This window comes from Paenibacillus sp. FSL R5-0470, assembly GCF_037975205.1.
Classification (GTDB): Bacteria; Bacillota; Bacilli; order Paenibacillales; family Paenibacillaceae; genus Paenibacillus_AQ.
Genome location: NZ_CP150238.1, coordinates 6,159,978 through 6,177,035 on the forward strand (window position 1 = coordinate 6,159,978; position 17,058 = coordinate 6,177,035).

Consider the following 17,058-nt stretch of genomic DNA (forward strand, 5'->3'; position numbering starts at 1 on the left):
CTTATCCGCGAAGTTCGTAAACTTCAGGTTTTTGTGCTGCATGTGGATGCTCGGCGCCTGCATATACTTTCAATCTCAGCTTCATGTGGTCCCCTTGACGAGTCTTAGGAATCATACCATGAACAGCGAATTCAATTACGCGTTCTGGTTTAGTATTCAGCAAAGTTTCAGCATTAGTAACTTTCAAGCCACCTGGGTGCATCGAGTGACGGTAGTATTTCTTGTTTTGCAATTTCTTACCGGTCAAGTGAATCTTCTCAGCGTTGATTACGATAACGAAATCTCCTGTATCAACGTGTGGAGTGAATTGCGGTTTGTGTTTGCCACGGATCAAAGCAGCGGCTTCGCTGGCCAAACGACCGAGTGTCTTGCCTTCGGCATCAATAATGTGCCAATTGCGTTCAACTTCGTTCGGCTTCGCCATATAGGTGGTACGCATGAATGTTTCCTCCTTGTTCTCGTACGAAAATCTTCTGTTTCGTATATCTTGTTTCTCATTGAATTACAATTATGTGAGTTAAGCAAAGCATTTTTTTGGCATTTCCTTGATCGGGGCTGTGGGATAGCCATCAAGAAAACACAACTTTTATATTACAGTATAAACATAACAAGTGCAAGTGATTTTTAAACATTCAGCCTATTATTCAGGAAGAAATTTATAGAAAAAAAGATTCACTTTCAGTCTCGTCATATTCTACACTCCACAAAGCCAACCCCTTGCCCATAGCTGTTGGACCAGCAGCAGAACGATCACATGCCGCCAATATCTCAGCAACATGATCAGCATCTATTTTACCTTCCCCCACATGGATCAAAGTCCCCATAATAATGCGAACCATATGCTGAAGAAATCCACTACCCGTTATATAAGTTTGGATCACTCCCTGATCTAATGAAGAGGGTCGGCACATGCTGCGGTCTACTTCCATATGAGCTTCAAAGATCGTTCGTACATGAGAGGCCTTAGTAGACCTCCGTGAAGCAAACGAAGTGAAGTCATGTGTCCCTAAAATATGCGTTAAGCCTTGCTGCATCGCAGGAATGTCCAACCTCACCGGATGATGAAGCTGCCAGCGCCGTTGAAACGGGTCTGGAAACCTGTTGCCGTTAATCGTGTATCGGTAAGTTTTACGCTTAGCTCCTCTACGAGAGTGAAACGTTAGCGGTACTTCCCTAGCCTCAGTAACCACGATATCTTGTGGCAGCCGGGCATTAAGCGCCAGACACCAACGTTCAAGTGGGATTCGAGAGGAGGTCGTAAAGTTAAAAGGCTGACCGTAGGCGTGTACTCCGGCATCTGTGCGACCAGAAGCAGTAATCTTAAGCTCCTCACCTGTCAGATGGAGTATCGCTTGCTCCAGCCGATCTTGAATCGTATTGCCCTGAGGCTGGGTCTGAAAGCCATCATAATTTGTTCCGTCATAATTGACCTTCATCAATAGATTACGCATTCCGTTCTCCTTTTTAAACCGTTCAGCAGAAACGTCGATCGAAGCACTGTCTGATCTTATTCAAGAGGAAGAAATGGCTTTGCCGTCCCCAGAAGGACGGCATCCATTAACACTTCACTCCATTACTTCAAAAAAAAGAGCCCCTGCGGGAGCTCCTTCAATTGAACCAAGGTGATTCCCACGGTTATTAGTACAGCAGAGTCTTGCGCCTCTGCAGCACAATAACGCTGATATTTCCCCCATCTTTACTCCAAAGAGGGCCGGATGAAAGGGAAGCATCGGAAATCAATACTTGTGATACTACGCGCGGTCTACCAATTCAAGATAAACCATAGGCGCAGCGTCCCCACGACGAGGTCCGAGTTTCAGGATACGAGTGTATCCACCTGGACGCTCTGTGTAACGAGGAGCAATGTCAGAGAACAATTTTTGAATTGCATCTTGTTCACCATCAACAGTCTCGCGGCGAACAAATGCAGCTACTTGACGACGAGCATGAAGATCGCCTTTTTTAGCTTTAGTGATCAACTTTTCAGCGATAGAACGAACTTCTTTCGCTTTAGCTTCCGTTGTTTGGATGCGCTCGTATAAAAATAGATCCGTTACCATGTCGCGAAATAACGCTTTACGCGCACTGGAATCACGGCCCAATTTTTGGTATGCCATGTGTTTTCCCTCCTTTACTGTAGCAATCTGTAGCTATTCTTCTGTACGGAGTCCCAAACCAAGTTCCTCAAGCTTCTCCTGAACTTCTTCCAAAGATTTACGACCAAGGTTACGCACCTTCATCATATCTTCTTCAGTCTTCGTGGTAAGCTCTTGTACGGTATTAATACCAGCACGTTTGAGGCAGTTGTAGGAGCGGACAGAAAGATCAAGCTCTTCGATTGTCATCTCTAGCACTTTTTCTTTTTTGTCTTCTTCTTTTTCAACCATAATTTCGGCGTCTTTCGCTTCGTCCGTAAGACCTACGAACAATACGAGGTGCTCGTTCAAAATTTTGGCTCCGAGGCTTACAGCCTCTTCCGGTCTAATACTGCCATCTGTCCAAATTTCAAGCGTCAATTTGTCGTAGTTGGTCACTTGACCAACACGTGTATTGTCTATGCCGTAGTTAACGCGTGAAATAGGAGTGTAGATGGAGTCAACCGGGATAACGCCAATTGGCTGATCGTCGCGTTTGTTCCGGTCCGCTTGGACGTAGCCGCGACCACGGCCTGCAAAAATACGCATGTGAAGTCTCGCACCAGGTCCCAGCGTTGCAATGTGAAGATCCGGGTTGAGGATCTCAACATCGCTGTCCGCACGGATATCACCTGCGGTAACGATGCCTTCCCCTTCGGCATCAATCTCAAACACTTTTTCCTCGTCTGAATGAATCTTCAGGGACAAGGCTTTAAGGTTCAGAATGATCTCCGTCACATCTTCCATTACGCCTGGAACGGTCGAGAACTCATGCAGAACGCCGTCAATTTGGACCGAAGTCACTGCGGCTCCTGGAAGCGAAGAAAGCAATATCCGGCGAAGTGAATTCCCCAGAGTCGTGCCATACCCACGTTCCAACGGTTCAACTACGAATTTCCCATAGGTACCTTCATCATTAGCTTCTACGGTCTCAATCTTCGGCTTTTCGATTTCTATCACGAGTTTACCCCTCCTTCAACGTCGCTCCTATATGAAACTGTCACCCCATCAGGTGCATCATGTAGTATGCCTAAACACCTATTATTAGCAGATGTGTCAGAATTATACCACATTTACAATACTGATTTCACTATACGCGACGACGTTTCGGCGGACGGCATCCATTGTGAGGAACCGGAGTTACGTCTTTAATAAGGTTAACTTCAAGCCCTGCAGCTTGAAGGGAACGGATGGCTGCTTCGCGGCCCGCGCCCGGTCCTTTAACCATAACCTCAACCGACTTCATGCCGTGCTCCATAGCTGCTTTAGCTGCTGATTCAGCTGCCATTTGCGCTGCGAATGGAGTCGACTTACGGGAACCTTTAAATCCTTGGCCGCCGGAGCTTGCCCAGGAAATTGCATTTCCGTGAGGATCTGTGATGGTAACGATGGTGTTATTGAACGTGGAACGAATATGTGCCACGCCGGATTCGATATTTTTACGGTCGCGACGTTTGGTACGTACGACTTTTTTCGGTTTAGCCATTGTCTCTTATCCCCCCTTATTATTTCTTCTTGTTTGCTACCGTACGACGCGGGCCTTTCCGGGTACGGGCATTGGTTTTAGTACGTTGACCGCGAACAGGCAATCCACGACGGTGACGAACACCGCGGTAACAGCCGATCTCAGTAAGACGTTTAATATTCAAGGAAATTTCACGACGCAGGTCACCTTCAACCTTAACCGTTTTGTCGATCGTTTCACGCAGTTTGCTGACTTCATCTTCCGTCAAATCACGGACACGTGTATTAGCGCTAATGCCTGTTTCATTAAGAATTTTCTGAGAAGTCGTTTTACCGATTCCGAAAATATAAGTCAAGGCGATCTCAACGCGTTTGTCACGTGGCAAATCCACTCCAGCTATACGAGCCATTTTACGCTACACCCCCTTCTTAACCTTGTTTTTGTTTGTGTTTCGGATTTTCGCAAATCACCATAACAGTCCCTTTGCGGCGGATTACTTTACATTTCTCGCAAATGGGCTTTACAGAAGGTCTTACCTTCATGTTAATTACCTCCTCAAAGTTTTGCGAAGCAAAACTTTTTTCGTAGTTCCCATCTATTTACGGTAAGTTATACGACCTTTTGATAAATCATAAGGCGATAACTGCACGACCACTTTGTCTCCGGTCAAAATACGGATAAAGTGCATCCGCAATTTACCGGATACATGGGCAAGTATTTGATGACCGTTCTCAAGCTCAACCTTAAACGTTGCATTTGGCAACGGTTCAAGGACAGTACCTTCTACTTCAATGACATCTTCCTTAGCCACAGTTAGTCTCCTTTCTCATAAGCACTTATTCCGGTTGGGCCAGCATACTTCGTCACTGCGTAACGCAGCTTTCCGTTTGTTACCCGCCCAGTTTCTTCCAAACTGTTCACAACCTCACTGCTGATGAAGGGTATGAGCTCAAGATGAAGAATATTCTTCTTCTTTGGCCCATCAAACTTACGTTTGTCTCCATCTGCAATGTATACAAATCTGCTATCAACAACTGCGATAACAACGGCTGCCTCTCCGGCATCTTTGCCTTTGAGAATTCTCACTAATTGACCAACCTGCGGGCTGCTCACAGTATTCAAGTGGAGATCACCTACGCATTCAGTTTTGTGAAAATTTCCATGCCGTCCGGAGTAACTGCTACTGTATGCTCAAAGTGAGCACATAGGGAGCCATCCACCGTAACGACAGTCCAGTTATCTTCCAGCGTTCTGACATGTCTCTTTCCTACGTTTACCATCGGCTCAATCGCGAGTACCATACCCGGTTTCAGACGTGGTCCGCGGTCCGCAATGCCATAATTCGGAATTTGCGGTTCTTCATGCAGTTTTGCCCCAATACCATGACCAACATACTCACGTACGACTGAGAAACCAGCCTCTTCGATATATTGCTGGATAGCATGGGAGATTGTAAACAAGCGCACATCCGGCTTAACTAACGCCAGTCCCGCGTACAAGGAGCCTTCCGTAACGTCCAGCAAACGCTGAGCCTCTTCGGAAATGCTGCCCACACCGTAGGTCCAGGCGGAATCACCGTGATAACCGCGGTACTCTGCACCGATATCCAGCGTTACAATATCGCCTTCGATCAGTTTGCGTTTACCTGGAAATCCATGCACTAATTGTTCGTTGACTGAAGCGCAAATGCTGGCAGGAAAACCGTTGTAGCCTTTGAAAGACGGCACAGCACCTTGACTGCGAATGTATTGATCGGCGATTCTGTCGAGATCGCCCGTTGTAATGCCAGGCTCAATGGCCTCAGCAATAAGACGGTGACTCTCGGCAACAATTCGACCAGCTTCCCTCATAAAGGCAAGTTCCTGTTCGGATTTACAAATGATCATTACATTAACCCCGCAATAAAGATACGATTTCAGAAGAAACGACATTGATTTCGTTTTCCCCATTTACCTGACGCAAAAGACCTTTATTATCATAAAACGCAAGCAGCGGCGCTGTCTTATTATCATACTCATCCAGACGCTTGCCTACACTTTCTTCGTTGTCATCCGGACGTTGATACAATTCACCGCCATCAATGTCGCAAATGCCATCTTGCTTCGGCGGGTTGAAGATTAAATGGTAGGATGCTCCGCAAACTGTGCAGATACGACGTCCAGTAAGACGCGCCATCAACAGTCCACGGTCAACATTCAAGTTGATGACATGATCCAAAGAAGTATTCAAACGGCTTAGAATTTCATCCAGCGCTTCCGCTTGCGAAAGAGTTCTTGGAAAACCATCCAATAGAAATCCTTTTTCGCAATCGGACTGCTGCAGCCGTTCTTCAACTATCCCAATGGTCACATCATCTGGTACAAGCAAACCTTGATCAATAAATGATTTAGCCTTCAATCCGACTGGAGTCTCTTGTTTGATTGCCAAACGGAAAGCATCTCCTGTCGAAATATGCGGAATGCCAAACTCTTTTATGATCTCAGCCGCTTGTGTTCCCTTGCCTGCCCCAGGAGGGCCCATGAATAAAATGTTCACGATTTCTCTCTCCCCCCAAAAGTTCGCCACCAAGCAAGAAACAGCACAATAGGTGCCGGGAAGAATAAAAAATTACGCTTCACCGGAACCTATCGCCTATTTATTGATGAAGCCTTTGTAATGGCGTTTGATCAATTGGCTCTCGATCTGCTTCATAGTATCCAATGCCACACCGATTACGATTAGCAGTGAAGTACCACCAATTCGAACTTCTTTAGGCAATCCAGATAAAGCACCGAAGAACATCGGCAATACAGAGATCAAAGCCAGGAACAATGCGCCGGACATAGTCAGACGAGACATTACTCTAGTCAAATATTTCTCAGTAGCTTTACCAGGACGGATACCTGGAATGTAACCACCATTCTTCTTCATGTTATCAGCCATCTGCTGAGGATTCATCTGCACGAACGTATAGAAGAACGTGAACCCGATGATCATCACTACATACAGAAGCATACCAAGTGGTGCATCAGTTGCCAAATACTTGGCAATCCATTGAGCCCAGGCATGTGTTGACCAGAAACTGGAGAGAACAACTGGGAACTGAAGCAGTGATACGGCGAAGATAACCGGAATTACACCAGCCGCATTAATTTTCAGCGGAATGTGCGTATTCTGTCCACCGTACATTTTGTTGCCGACTACGCGTTTAGCGTATTGAACAGGAATCTTCCGAATACCTTGCTGTACGAAGATAACTGCTGTAATAATCGCTACAATCACAATCAGCACAATAACGACTTTAAGAATATTCAGGAACACTTGATCCGGCTGAATAAAGCTTGAGTTAGCCGTACTCGTGATATATCCCGGGATGGCGGCGACGATTCCCGCAAAAATCAGGATCGAAATCCCGTTCCCGATTCCCTTTTCGGTAATCTGTTCACCAAGCCACATCAGGAAAGAAGTACCAGCCGTCAAGATAATGGCAACCAGTAAGTAGTCAGCAAATGTCGCATTCGGCATCATTTGAGTTCCATAAATCCGGTTAAACCCTATCGACGTAGCAAAACCTTGGATCAGGGCCAAAATCACAGTACCATAACGAGTGATTTGCGCTAGTTGTTTTTTACCGTGCTCCCCTTGTTTAGCCCATTCAGCAAACTTAGGAACAACATCCATCGACAGCAATTGCACGATGATGGATGCTGTAATGTACGGATAAATACTGATCGCAAATATCGAGAAGTTTTTGAGCGCTCCGCCCGAGAAGGTGTTCAAAAGTCCCATCAAAGCGTCACCGCTTTGATTTGCTGTTTCCAGTACATCTTTGTTCACACCAGGAACCGGTACAAACGAACCGATACGGTAGATAATCAGAATGAACAAGGTAAACAGGATCTTTTTGCGCAAATCTTCCACATGCCAGATATTCTTAAGCGTCTTGAACATTAGATCACCTCGGTTTTACCGCCGGCAGCCTCGATTTTCTCTACCGCAGATTGAGAGAACTTATTTGCTTGTACAGTCAATTTAACGGTTAACTCACCATTGCCGAGGATCTTAATGCCGCTTTTGGAATTCTTGACAACACCAGTTTCAAGCAACAACTGTGGAGTCACTTCTGTTCCTTCTGCAAAGCTATTCAGATCTTCAAGGTTCACAATCGCATACTCTTTACGGGTAGGATTGACAAAACCACGTTTAGGCAGACGACGATAGAGCGGATTTTGTCCACCCTCGAAGCCCGGACGAACACCACCGCCAGAACGTGAGTTTTGACCTTTGTGACCGCGACCGGAAGTTTTACCATTTCCGCTACTTGGTCCACGACCAACGCGATTGCGTTCTTTGCGGGAACCAGGAGCTGGAGCAAGTTCATGTAACTTCATCGTTTGCACCTCCTTATGTTTGTTAATTTATGCGAGGCGATTAGCCTTCAATTTCAGTTACAGATAGCAAGTGACTCACTTTGTTGATCATTCCGCGAATTGCAGGACTGTCATTGTGAACCACTGTCGTGTTGAGTTTACGTAGGCCGAGCGTCTTAACAGTAACACGTTGTGTTTCTGGACGTCCGATTACACTACGTACGAGGGTAATTTGCAATTTTGCCATTGACGTTCCCCTCCTTAACCGCGCAATTCTTCGACAGATTTGCCGCGAAGTTTCGCGACCTCTTCAATGCGTTTCAGACGGGAAAGTCCCTCCAAAGTTGCATTGACCATGTTCATGGAATTCGAAGAACCCAGTGATTTTGTCAAAATGTCGCCAACGCCTGCCAATTCCAATACCGCACGAACTGGACCGCCAGCGATAACGCCAGTACCCTCTGATGCTGGTTTCAGCAACACGCGTCCTGCGCCGAAGTGGCCAGTAACGAGATGGGGAATCGAAGTTCCTACGATTGGAATGTGAATCAGGTTTTTCTTGGCGTCTTCAATGCCTTTACGGATGGCATCCGGAACTTCGCCGGCTTTACCGATACCAGCACCGACGTAGCCATTGCCATCGCCCACAACAACGAGTGCACTAAAGCTGAAACGGCGTCCGCCTTTTACAACTTTTGCTACACGGTTAATGTGTACAACTCTTTCTGTCAGTTCTAAACTGTTCGGATCTACACGCAAGTCGTTAACCTCCTTTTAAGAATTATTCTAGAATTCAAGACCAGCTTCACGAGCTGCGTCAGCCAATGCTTGAATTCGTCCATGGTACAAGTAACCTCCGCGGTCGAATACGACCACTGCATATCCTTTTTCTTTAGCACGCTCAGCGACCAATTGGCCAACTTTCGCTGCAGCTTCAACGCTGCCGCCATTACCGATGTTAGCGCTCAGTTCTTTATCAAGTGTAGAAGCGGATACGATAGTAACCCCTTTAACATCATCGATCAGTTGAGCGTAGATGTGTTTTGAAGAACGGAATACGTTCAAACGTGGACGCTCAGTAGTTCCCTGGATCTTCTTACGAACACGTAGGTGTCTTTTGAGACGAGCCTTGTTTTTATCTTCTTTTGTAATCATGACTTCCCTTTCACTCCCTTCAGTTTGCCGTAAACAGCTTCACTTTAAGATGCACGGGGTATCTTACAATTAAGTTCAAACTGGTTATTTCTTCTTACCAGCTTTACCTTCTTTGCGGATGATACGCTCGCCTTCATATTTGATACCTTTACCTTTATACGGTTCTGGCTCACGAACGGAACGAATTTTAGCAGCATATGCGCCAACGCGTTCTTTATCGATACCTTTAACGATGATCTTCGTGTTCGCAGGAACTTCAAACTCAATACCTGCTTCCGGTGTAATTTCAACCGGGTGGGAGTAACCAACGTTCAGAACGACTTTATCTCCGGATTTGCTTGCACGATATCCGACCCCAACCAATTCCAGAGATTTCGAGAAACCTTCAGTCACGCCTGCTACCATGTTGTTGACAACGGAGCGGGTTGTGCCGTGAAGTGAACGATGCAATTTGTTATCCGACGGACGAACAACGGTAATTTCGTTATTTTCAACTGTAACCTTCATGTCTTTATGAAGCTCACGAGTCAAAGAACCTTTTGGACCTTTTACTGTAATAACGGCGTTGTCCAAAGTGACATCTACACCGCTAGGTACTGCGATTGGTTTACGACCAATACGAGACATGTGTTGCACCTCCTTATCTTGTGACGTTTATTACCAAATGTAGCAGACAACTTCTCCGCCAGATTTTGATTGACGAGCTTCTTTGTCGGTCATAACTCCCTTAGATGTGGAGATAATCGCGATTCCTAGACCACCGAGTACACGAGGCACTTCATTGCTCTTCGTGTATACGCGAAGGCCTGGTTTACTGATTCTTTTCAAACCAGAAATAACACGCTCTTGGTTAGGGCCGTATTTCAAGAAGATACGGATAATCCCTTGTTTGCTATCTTCAACGAATTCCGCATCGCGGATGAAACCTTCACGCTTCAAAATGTCAGCGATTTGTTTCTTCATAGTAGAAGCAGGCATTTCTACCGTTTCGTGACGCACAATGTTAGCGTTACGAATACGAGTAAGCATATCTGCAATAGGATCAGACATAGTCATGTGTGTAAACCTCCTTCCCGTTTATAAACTTCTTACCAACTTGCTTTTTTCACGCCAGGGATCTGGCCTTTATAAGCTAATTCACGGAAACAAATTCTGCAAATTTTGAACTTTTGCAGTACCGAATGTGGACGACCACAACGTTCGCAACGTGTATATGCACGTACTTTAAACTTAGGCGTACGTTGTTGTTTAACTTTCATCGAAGTTTTTGCCACTTAGCCTGACACCTCCTAAACATTTTCGGAGAAAATGGATTAACCGACTTTATTTTGCGAAAGGCATTCCCAGCTGACCCAGCAGCTCGCGGGATTCCTCGTCCGTCTTAGCAGTCGTTACAATAACGATGTCCATACCGCGGACTTTATCCACTTTGTCATATTCGATCTCGGGGAAGATCAATTGTTCTTTAAGACCAAGTGTGTAGTTACCACGGCCGTCAAAGGCTTTAGTGGAAACACCACGGAAGTCACGTACGCGTGGAAGCGTTACGTTGAACAATTTGTCCAAGAAGTAATACATACGCTCGCCGCGCAGTGTTACTTTAACCCCAATCGGCATATTTTCGCGTAGTTTGAAACCAGCGATGGATTTTTTAGCTTTAGTGATTACTGGTTTTTGACCAGCGATCAACTGCATGTCATTAACTGCAGCATCAAGTACTTTGGAGTTTTGAACAGCGTCACCCACACCCATGTTGATGACAACCTTCTCGATCTTAGGCACTTGCATAACAGTTGTATAGTTAAACTTCTGCATCAAAGCAGGTGTTATTTCGTTGAGATAACGTTCTTTCATTCTTGCTGCCATGAAGATTTAACCTCCTTTCTTAAGGGCTAGATTAGTCGATAATCTCTCCGGATCTTTTAGCAATCCGAACTTTTTTACCGTTGTCCAATACTTTGTAACCGATACGTGTTACTTTGCCGGACTTCGGATCGATGTGCATTACGTTGGACACATGAATCGAAGCTTCCTGCTCAATAATTCCACCCTGTGGATTCAGCTGGTTCGGCTTTTGGTGTTTTTTCACCATATTGACGCCTTCTACCAGAACGCGGTTTTCACGAGGATAAGCAGCGATGACACGGCCTTTTTTGCCTTTGTCTTTACCACTAATCACAAGCACCACATCATCTTTCTTCACGTGCAGTTTATTGTTATGGGATTCCAGAACTTTTTTCACTCTAGGCATTTATTACACCTCCTATAACTAACCTTCAACTTATTGGTGCTCGTGTTTATTAGATTACTTCCGGTGCCAAGGAAACGATCTTCATGTAGTCTTTATCGCGAAGTTCGCGAGCAACTGGTCCAAAGATACGTGTTCCACGAGGGCTTCTGTCGTCTTTAACAACAACAGCTGCATTTTCGTCGAATGCGATGTAAGATCCATCTTTACGACGAACGGAACGTTTCGTACGAACAACTACCGCTCTAACAACATCACCTTTTTTGACAACGCCGCCTGGTGTTGCTTGTTTAACGGAACAAACGATCAAATCACCGATTGCTGCTGTACGGCGTCCAGTACCACCCAGTACGCGGATACACATCAGTTCCTTCGCACCAGAGTTGTCAGCCACATGCAAGCGTGTAAATGGTTGAATCATTATAATTTCCTCCTTCCGGAAAAACTCTTTTGATTATCTTAGATGATAACCGCTTTTTCAACCACTTCAACTAGTCTCCAACGTTTGTCCTTGGACAACGGACGAGTTTCCATGACTTTTACGGTATCGCCAATTTTCGCAACGTTTTCCTCATCATGTGCTTTGAATTTCTTCGTAGACTTGATGCGTTTGTGGTACAAGTTATGCTTCTTATAGGTTTCAACAGCGACTACGATGGTTTTATCCATTTTATCACTGACCACTTTACCGATTAGCACTTTACGTGCATTACGTTCTTCGCTCATTAGTTAGCCTCCTTCCTGAATACGGATCTGAGATCCGTCTCACTTAACTAATCCCAAGCACTCTTTGATGGATTACGGTTTTAGCACGAGCTATTTCCTTACGCACGTCACGAATCCGAGTCGGGTTGTCCAGTTGGCCAGTTGCCAATTGGAAACGGAGATTAAAAAGTTCCTCTTTGAATCCAGCGATCTTTTGTTCAATCTCAGCAGTGGTTAAGTTGCGAAGTTCATTAGCTTTCATTTGCTTCACCACCCAATTCTTCACGTTTCACAAACTTAGTCTTAACAGGCAGCTTGTGAGCGGCAAGACGCATCGCTTCACGAGCGATTTCTTCCGACACGCCTCCGAGTTCGAACATAATCTTGCCCGGTTTAACTACGGCTACCCATTTTTCAACGTTACCTTTACCACTACCCATACGAACCTCGAGAGGCTTTTGAGTAATAGGCTTATCTGGGAAAATCTTGATCCAAACTTGACCGCCACGTTTGATATAACGTGTCATTGCGATACGAGCAGCTTCGATCTGACGGTTAGTGATCCAAGATGGTTCCATTGCAACCAGGCCGAATTCGCCGAAGTTCAATTCAGTACCACCCTTTGCCATACCCTTCATGTGTCCGCGTTGTTGCTTGCGGTGTTTTACGCGTTTTGGTACCAACATGATTAGTTGCCTCCTTCCTGAGCAGCTTGTTTCTTAGCTGGGGGAAGAACTTCTCCACGGTAGATCCATACTTTTACGCCGATAAGACCGTAAGTTGTATGTGCTTCAGCCGTTCCGTAATCGATATCGGCACGAAGCGTATGAAGTGGAACTGTTCCTTCGCTATAACCTTCTGAACGAGCAATCTCAGCTCCGCCAAGACGTCCGCCTACTTGAGTTTTAATCCCTTTTGCGCCAGAACGCATTGTTCTTTGAATCGCTTGTTTGAGTGCACGACGGAACGATACACGACGTTCCAATTGTTGAGCAATGCTCTCAGCTACAAGAATTGCATCCAATTCAGGGTGCTTGATTTCATTGATGTTGATGTGTACTTTTTTGCCACCAGCGATTGCTGTAACTGCGCTGCGAAGTACTTCTACTTCTGCTCCGCCCTTACCAATAACCATACCTGGTTTAGCAGTGTGAATTGTAACGTTCACGCGGTTAGCCGCTCTTTCGATCTCGATATGGGAAACAGCGGAATCCTTCAACTTACCTTTAAGGTATTCCCGGATTTTGACGTCTTCCATTAGAAGAGTACCGAAATCTTTTCCTGCATACCATTTAGATTCCCAATCGCGAATGATCCCGATTCGGAGTCCGATTGGATTTACCTTTTGACCCACGTGTTATCCCTCCTTATTTCTCAGATACCACCAGTGTAATGTGGCTCGTGCGTTTATTGATCCGACTTGCGCGGCCCATGGCGCGCGGACGGAAACGTTTCATAGTAGGTCCTTGGTTAACGAAAACCTCGCTAACGAACAAACTGTTCACGTCCAAAGAATAGTTATGCTCAGCATTCGCAATTGCCGAATTAAGCAACTTCTCAACGACCGGAGAAGCGGATTTCGGAGTGTGGCGAAGAATAGCAATTGCTTCCCCCACTTGCTTACCACGAATCAAGTCAACAACCAGTTTCGCTTTACGAGCGGAAATCCGCACCGATCTTGCATGTGCTTTTGCTTCCATTGTTTAACCTCCTTTCAAACAGAGACCTTATTATTATCTTCTTGTTTTCTTATCGTCACCCGCGTGGCCTTTGTAAGTACGTGTTGGCGCGAACTCGCCCAACTTGTGACCTACCATATCTTCTGTTACGTATACAGGCACGTGTTTACGGCCGTCATATACACCAAACGTATGTCCGATAAACTGAGGGAAAATGGTTGAGCGACGGGACCAAGTTTTAACTACAACCTTTTTTTCAGCCTCGTTCAGTTCCTCAACTTTTTTAAGCAGGTAGCCATCGATAAACGGCCCCTTCTTTAAACTGCGACCCATGTGTGAATCCTCCCTTCATCCGGTTCTTCAAACCGCGAATCGACGCTTCGCGCTTTATTAACTTGCCAGAAGCGTCTTATTTTGTGCGGCGGCGAACGATATATTTATCAGATGCCTTGTTTTTCTTACGCGTTTTGTAACCAAGGGTTGGTTTACCCCATGGAGACATAGGCGATTTACGTCCGATTGGAGCGCGGCCTTCACCACCACCGTGTGGGTGATCGTTCGGGTTCATTACTACACCGCGTACTTCAGGGCGACGGCCCAGCCAGCGACTACGTCCAGCTTTACCGATTTTGATCAATTCATGATCTTCGTTACCTACGGAACCGATAGTTGCACGGCATACGCTAAGGATCTTACGAACCTCACCGGATGACAAACGAACGGAACAGTATTTTTCTTCTTTACCAAGCAATTGAGCTTCTGTACCAGCAGCACGAACCAATTGTCCGCCTTTACCTGGTTTTAACTCAATGTTGTGGATAACTGTACCCACTGGGATGTTCTCCAGTGCAAGACTGTTACCAATTTTGATGTCGGCTGTTGGGCCGGACTCTACTTTATCCCCAACTTTTAGGCCTTTAGGAGCGATGATATAACGTTTCTCTCCATCAGCATAGTGGATCAAAGCAATATTAGATGTACGGTTCGGGTCATACTCGATTGTAGCAACGCTACCTGGTATGCCGTCTTTAGTCCGTTTGAAGTCGATAATACGGTATTTACGTTTGTGTCCGCCGCCATGGTGACGAACCGTAATTTTACCTTGGTTGTTGCGTCCCGCATGTTTGAACAGCGGAGAAAGCAACGATTTCTCTGGCTGGTTTGTTGTGATTTCTTCAAACGTAGACACAGACATATGGCGTCTTGCCGGAGAGGTCGGTTTGTACTTTTTGATTGGCACTATAGTTTCCTCCTTACTTTAAGAGTATTATTCTACCGCTTCAAAAAATTCAAGCGGTTTGCTGTCCGGGCTAAGCTTAACGATGGCTTTTTTCCACTCTGGAGTGTAACCAGAATATTTACCATAACGTTTCAGTTTGCCAGGCACGCGCATTGTGTTCACATTAGTTACTTTTACTTTGAAAATAGCCTCGACAGCTTTTTTGATTTCGGTTTTGTTAGCACGGATATCCACTTCAAAAGCGTATTTCATTTCGCTCATGTAGTCGGAAGTACGTTCCGTAATCACCGGACGTTTGATAATATCACGAGGATCTTTCATTACGCGAACACCTCCTCTACCTTCAGAACTGCTTCTTTAGTGATGATCAGTTTGTCGTACGTCAGTACGTCAAGAACATTAATGCCGTCAGCCGCTACGAATTTCACCCCAGGGATGTTACGAGCGGAAAGTGCTACGTTATCATCATAGCTAGTAGCTACGATCAAAGCTTTGCGTTCCACTTTCAGGTTGTTCAAGATTGCTGCGAATTCTTTCGTCTTCGGAGCATTCATTGTCAAGCTATCCAATACGATAATGTCATTCTCGAGTACTTTCGAGGACAAAGCGGATTTGATCGCCAAACGACGAACCTTCTTAGGCAATTTCCAGGAATAGCTACGTGGTGTTGGTCCGAAGACAACGCCGCCGCCTTTCCATTGTGGAGAACGAATGGATCCTTGACGAGCGCGACCTGTACCTTTTTGTTTCCAAGGCTTACGTCCACCGCCACGAACTTCAGAACGTCCTTTTACTTTGTGTGTACCACGACGAAGGGAAGCTCTTTGCATAAGCGCAGCTTCGTGTAGAACGTGCTCATTCGGTTCAATACCGAATACTGTATCGCTCAGTTCTACTTCACCAACTTCGTTGCCACTAATATTAAAAAGTGTTACTTTTGGCATTTCATGTTCCTCCTTTCTTAGGTAATTATTTCTTAACGGTTTGTTTAACTTTCACGAAGCTGTTTTTAGGACCTGGGATAGCGCCTTTAACCAGCAATACGTTACGTTCAACGTCAACCTTGATGATTTCAAGCTTTTGAACCGTGATAGTCGTGTGACCCATATGTCCTGGGAGGCGTTTGCCCTTCGGAACACGGTTAGCTTGGATAGAACCCATGGAACCCGGTCTTCTGTGGTAACGCGATCCGTGTGCCATTGGTCCGCGGCTTTGTCCCCAACGTTTGATGTTACCTTGGAAACCTTTACCTTTAGATGTGCCAGTTACGTCAACAAATTCGCCCTCAGCAAAAATATCAGCCTTCAGTTCTTGTCCAACCTCGAGAGACCCGAGGTCAACACCGCGAATTTCACGAACGTAGCGCTTAGGTGTTGCATTTGCCTTTTTGGCGTGACCTTGTTCAGGCTTATTGGAGCGACTTTCTTTTTTATCAGAAAAGCCCAATTGCACTGCTTCATATCCGTCGATATTCAGGTCTTTCTTTTGCAGTACTACACAAGGGCCTGCTTCGATAACAGTAACAGGAATTACGTTACCTTCTGGAGTAAACACTTGAGTCATACCGAGTTTTTTTCCTAAGATACCTTTCAATGTTGACACCTCTTTTCTTTTCCTAAGTTGCTAAAAATAGAATTACAATTTGATTTCGATATCTACACCGGACGGTAGATCCAAGCGCATCAAGGCATCCACAGTTTGTGGTGTTGGGTTCACAATATCGATCAAACGTTTGTGAGTCCGTTGTTCAAACTGTTCACGGGAATCCTTGTACTTGTGTACCGCACGGAGAATAGTAATGATTTGCTTCTCAGTTGGCAACGGAATCGGTCCAGATACACCAGCACCCGAACGTTTTGCAGTTTCAACGATTTTCTCTGCGGATTGATCAAGAATTCTGTGGTCGTATGCTTTCAAGCGAATACGAATTTTTTGCTTTGCCATTTTAGTCCCTCCTTCTATCGCCCAATTTATTATCGGACATACTCCGTGAAAATTTTCTGACGTCGACCTCATGGCAAAGGGGCCGGGTGTGTCAGTAACCTCTCACATCATCGCAACGTCTCAGAACAACATTTATTA

The 17,058-nt window shown here is 45.5% G+C and carries 33 protein-coding genes; all 33 read right to left on the reverse strand.

Annotated features, from left to right (window positions below):
• Position 1: 1 nt before the first annotated feature.
• Positions 2-439 (reverse strand): 50S ribosomal protein L13, encoded by a 438-nt coding sequence (gene rplM / locus MKY99_RS27380; RefSeq protein ID WP_036680589.1) that lies wholly within the window; start codon positions 437-439, stop codon positions 2-4.
• A gap of 217 nt (positions 440-656) precedes the next feature.
• Positions 657-1,451 carry a tRNA pseudouridine(38-40) synthase TruA gene (gene truA / locus MKY99_RS27385; protein WP_339267413.1) on the reverse strand — a complete coding sequence of 265 codons (795 nt, stop codon included), beginning with the start codon at positions 1,449-1,451 and terminating at the stop codon, positions 657-659.
• A gap of 300 nt (positions 1,452-1,751) precedes the next feature.
• Entirely contained in the window at positions 1,752-2,117 is a 366-nt protein-coding gene (gene rplQ, locus MKY99_RS27390) for a 50S ribosomal protein L17 (RefSeq protein WP_019908254.1), read from the reverse strand.
• 33 nt (positions 2,118-2,150) lie between these two features.
• Positions 2,151-3,095 (reverse strand): DNA-directed RNA polymerase subunit alpha, encoded by a 945-nt coding sequence (locus tag MKY99_RS27395; protein ID WP_036680585.1) that lies wholly within the window; start codon positions 3,093-3,095, stop codon positions 2,151-2,153.
• 130 nt (positions 3,096-3,225) lie between these two features.
• Entirely contained in the window at positions 3,226-3,621 is a 396-nt protein-coding gene (rpsK, locus tag MKY99_RS27400) for a 30S ribosomal protein S11 (RefSeq protein WP_019908251.1), read from the reverse strand.
• A 19-nt stretch (positions 3,622-3,640) separates the two neighbouring features.
• Positions 3,641-4,009 carry a 30S ribosomal protein S13 gene (rpsM, locus tag MKY99_RS27405; protein WP_036680583.1) on the reverse strand — a complete coding sequence of 123 codons (369 nt, stop codon included), beginning with the start codon at positions 4,007-4,009 and terminating at the stop codon, positions 3,641-3,643.
• Positions 4,010-4,028: 19 nt separating this feature from the next.
• Positions 4,029-4,142: a 50S ribosomal protein L36 gene (gene rpmJ, locus MKY99_RS27410; RefSeq protein WP_003322638.1), complete on the reverse strand. Its 114-nt coding sequence runs from the start codon at positions 4,140-4,142 to the stop codon at positions 4,029-4,031.
• Positions 4,143-4,195: 53 nt separating this feature from the next.
• Positions 4,196-4,411 carry a translation initiation factor IF-1 gene (gene infA, locus MKY99_RS27415; protein ID WP_036652996.1) on the reverse strand — a complete coding sequence of 72 codons (216 nt, stop codon included), beginning with the start codon at positions 4,409-4,411 and terminating at the stop codon, positions 4,196-4,198.
• A gap of 2 nt (positions 4,412-4,413) precedes the next feature.
• Positions 4,414-4,722 carry a KOW domain-containing RNA-binding protein gene (locus tag MKY99_RS27420; protein ID WP_339243631.1) on the reverse strand — a complete coding sequence of 103 codons (309 nt, stop codon included), beginning with the start codon at positions 4,720-4,722 and terminating at the stop codon, positions 4,414-4,416.
• A gap of 11 nt (positions 4,723-4,733) precedes the next feature.
• Entirely contained in the window at positions 4,734-5,486 is a 753-nt protein-coding gene (gene map / locus MKY99_RS27425) for a type I methionyl aminopeptidase (protein ID WP_042192159.1), read from the reverse strand.
• A 4-nt stretch (positions 5,487-5,490) separates the two neighbouring features.
• Positions 5,491-6,135, reverse strand: a complete 645-nt coding sequence (locus tag MKY99_RS27430; RefSeq protein ID WP_042131217.1) for an adenylate kinase — start codon at positions 6,133-6,135, stop codon at positions 5,491-5,493.
• Positions 6,136-6,231: 96 nt separating this feature from the next.
• The gene (gene secY, locus MKY99_RS27435; protein ID WP_042131218.1) at positions 6,232-7,530 is read right to left on the reverse strand and encodes a preprotein translocase subunit SecY; all 1,299 of its coding nucleotides are present in this window, start codon (positions 7,528-7,530) and stop codon (positions 6,232-6,234) included.
• Entirely contained in the window at positions 7,530-7,970 is a 441-nt protein-coding gene (gene rplO, locus MKY99_RS27440; protein ID WP_036680569.1) for a 50S ribosomal protein L15, read from the reverse strand. The genes secY and rplO overlap by 1 nt, the downstream gene beginning before the upstream one ends.
• A gap of 40 nt (positions 7,971-8,010) precedes the next feature.
• Positions 8,011-8,196: a 50S ribosomal protein L30 gene (rpmD, locus tag MKY99_RS27445; RefSeq protein WP_036680567.1), complete on the reverse strand. Its 186-nt coding sequence runs from the start codon at positions 8,194-8,196 to the stop codon at positions 8,011-8,013.
• 14 nt (positions 8,197-8,210) lie between these two features.
• On the reverse strand, positions 8,211-8,708 hold the full coding sequence (gene rpsE, locus MKY99_RS27450) for a 30S ribosomal protein S5 (protein WP_036652980.1): 498 nt from the start codon (positions 8,706-8,708) through the stop codon (positions 8,211-8,213).
• Positions 8,709-8,735: 27 nt separating this feature from the next.
• A complete protein-coding gene (gene rplR, locus MKY99_RS27455) occupies positions 8,736-9,104 on the reverse strand; it encodes a 50S ribosomal protein L18 (RefSeq protein WP_042131220.1) in 369 nt (122 codons plus the stop codon).
• 84 nt (positions 9,105-9,188) lie between these two features.
• On the reverse strand, positions 9,189-9,731 hold the full coding sequence (gene rplF, locus MKY99_RS27460; protein ID WP_042192166.1) for a 50S ribosomal protein L6: 543 nt from the start codon (positions 9,729-9,731) through the stop codon (positions 9,189-9,191).
• A gap of 30 nt (positions 9,732-9,761) precedes the next feature.
• Positions 9,762-10,160 carry a 30S ribosomal protein S8 gene (gene rpsH, locus MKY99_RS27465; protein WP_036680560.1) on the reverse strand — a complete coding sequence of 133 codons (399 nt, stop codon included), beginning with the start codon at positions 10,158-10,160 and terminating at the stop codon, positions 9,762-9,764.
• 32 nt (positions 10,161-10,192) lie between these two features.
• On the reverse strand, positions 10,193-10,378 hold the full coding sequence (locus tag MKY99_RS27470; protein ID WP_013312154.1) for a type Z 30S ribosomal protein S14: 186 nt from the start codon (positions 10,376-10,378) through the stop codon (positions 10,193-10,195).
• Between the two features lie 49 nt (positions 10,379-10,427).
• Positions 10,428-10,970, reverse strand: a complete 543-nt coding sequence (rplE, locus tag MKY99_RS27475; RefSeq protein ID WP_042131222.1) for a 50S ribosomal protein L5 — start codon at positions 10,968-10,970, stop codon at positions 10,428-10,430.
• Between the two features lie 31 nt (positions 10,971-11,001).
• On the reverse strand, positions 11,002-11,355 hold the full coding sequence (gene rplX / locus MKY99_RS27480; protein ID WP_076286851.1) for a 50S ribosomal protein L24: 354 nt from the start codon (positions 11,353-11,355) through the stop codon (positions 11,002-11,004).
• Between the two features lie 49 nt (positions 11,356-11,404).
• Positions 11,405-11,773 carry a 50S ribosomal protein L14 gene (gene rplN / locus MKY99_RS27485; RefSeq protein ID WP_036680556.1) on the reverse strand — a complete coding sequence of 123 codons (369 nt, stop codon included), beginning with the start codon at positions 11,771-11,773 and terminating at the stop codon, positions 11,405-11,407.
• Between the two features lie 38 nt (positions 11,774-11,811).
• The gene (rpsQ, locus tag MKY99_RS27490; RefSeq protein ID WP_042131223.1) at positions 11,812-12,078 is read right to left on the reverse strand and encodes a 30S ribosomal protein S17; all 267 of its coding nucleotides are present in this window, start codon (positions 12,076-12,078) and stop codon (positions 11,812-11,814) included.
• A 43-nt stretch (positions 12,079-12,121) separates the two neighbouring features.
• On the reverse strand, positions 12,122-12,319 hold the full coding sequence (gene rpmC, locus MKY99_RS27495; protein ID WP_019908232.1) for a 50S ribosomal protein L29: 198 nt from the start codon (positions 12,317-12,319) through the stop codon (positions 12,122-12,124).
• Complete coding sequence (gene rplP / locus MKY99_RS27500) at positions 12,309-12,743, reverse strand: 50S ribosomal protein L16 (RefSeq protein ID WP_042131224.1); 435 nt, start codon at positions 12,741-12,743, stop codon at positions 12,309-12,311. The genes rpmC and rplP overlap by 11 nt, the downstream gene beginning before the upstream one ends.
• Positions 12,744-12,745: 2 nt before the next feature.
• Positions 12,746-13,411: a 30S ribosomal protein S3 gene (gene rpsC / locus MKY99_RS27505; RefSeq protein WP_042192169.1), complete on the reverse strand. Its 666-nt coding sequence runs from the start codon at positions 13,409-13,411 to the stop codon at positions 12,746-12,748.
• A 13-nt stretch (positions 13,412-13,424) separates the two neighbouring features.
• Entirely contained in the window at positions 13,425-13,757 is a 333-nt protein-coding gene (rplV, locus tag MKY99_RS27510) for a 50S ribosomal protein L22 (protein WP_036680546.1), read from the reverse strand.
• A gap of 33 nt (positions 13,758-13,790) precedes the next feature.
• Entirely contained in the window at positions 13,791-14,069 is a 279-nt protein-coding gene (gene rpsS / locus MKY99_RS27515; RefSeq protein WP_036652940.1) for a 30S ribosomal protein S19, read from the reverse strand.
• Positions 14,070-14,145: 76 nt separating this feature from the next.
• Positions 14,146-14,976, reverse strand: a complete 831-nt coding sequence (gene rplB, locus MKY99_RS27520) for a 50S ribosomal protein L2 (RefSeq protein WP_042192171.1) — start codon at positions 14,974-14,976, stop codon at positions 14,146-14,148.
• 27 nt (positions 14,977-15,003) lie between these two features.
• Entirely contained in the window at positions 15,004-15,297 is a 294-nt protein-coding gene (gene rplW / locus MKY99_RS27525; RefSeq protein WP_036680537.1) for a 50S ribosomal protein L23, read from the reverse strand.
• Positions 15,297-15,920 (reverse strand): 50S ribosomal protein L4, encoded by a 624-nt coding sequence (gene rplD / locus MKY99_RS27530; protein WP_042192174.1) that lies wholly within the window; start codon positions 15,918-15,920, stop codon positions 15,297-15,299. The genes rplW and rplD overlap by 1 nt, the downstream gene beginning before the upstream one ends.
• Before the next feature lie 25 nt (positions 15,921-15,945).
• Positions 15,946-16,569 carry a 50S ribosomal protein L3 gene (rplC, locus tag MKY99_RS27535; protein ID WP_076286852.1) on the reverse strand — a complete coding sequence of 208 codons (624 nt, stop codon included), beginning with the start codon at positions 16,567-16,569 and terminating at the stop codon, positions 15,946-15,948.
• A gap of 42 nt (positions 16,570-16,611) precedes the next feature.
• Positions 16,612-16,920 carry a 30S ribosomal protein S10 gene (gene rpsJ / locus MKY99_RS27540; RefSeq protein WP_017692074.1) on the reverse strand — a complete coding sequence of 103 codons (309 nt, stop codon included), beginning with the start codon at positions 16,918-16,920 and terminating at the stop codon, positions 16,612-16,614.
• Between the last annotated feature and the right edge of the window lie 138 nt (positions 16,921-17,058).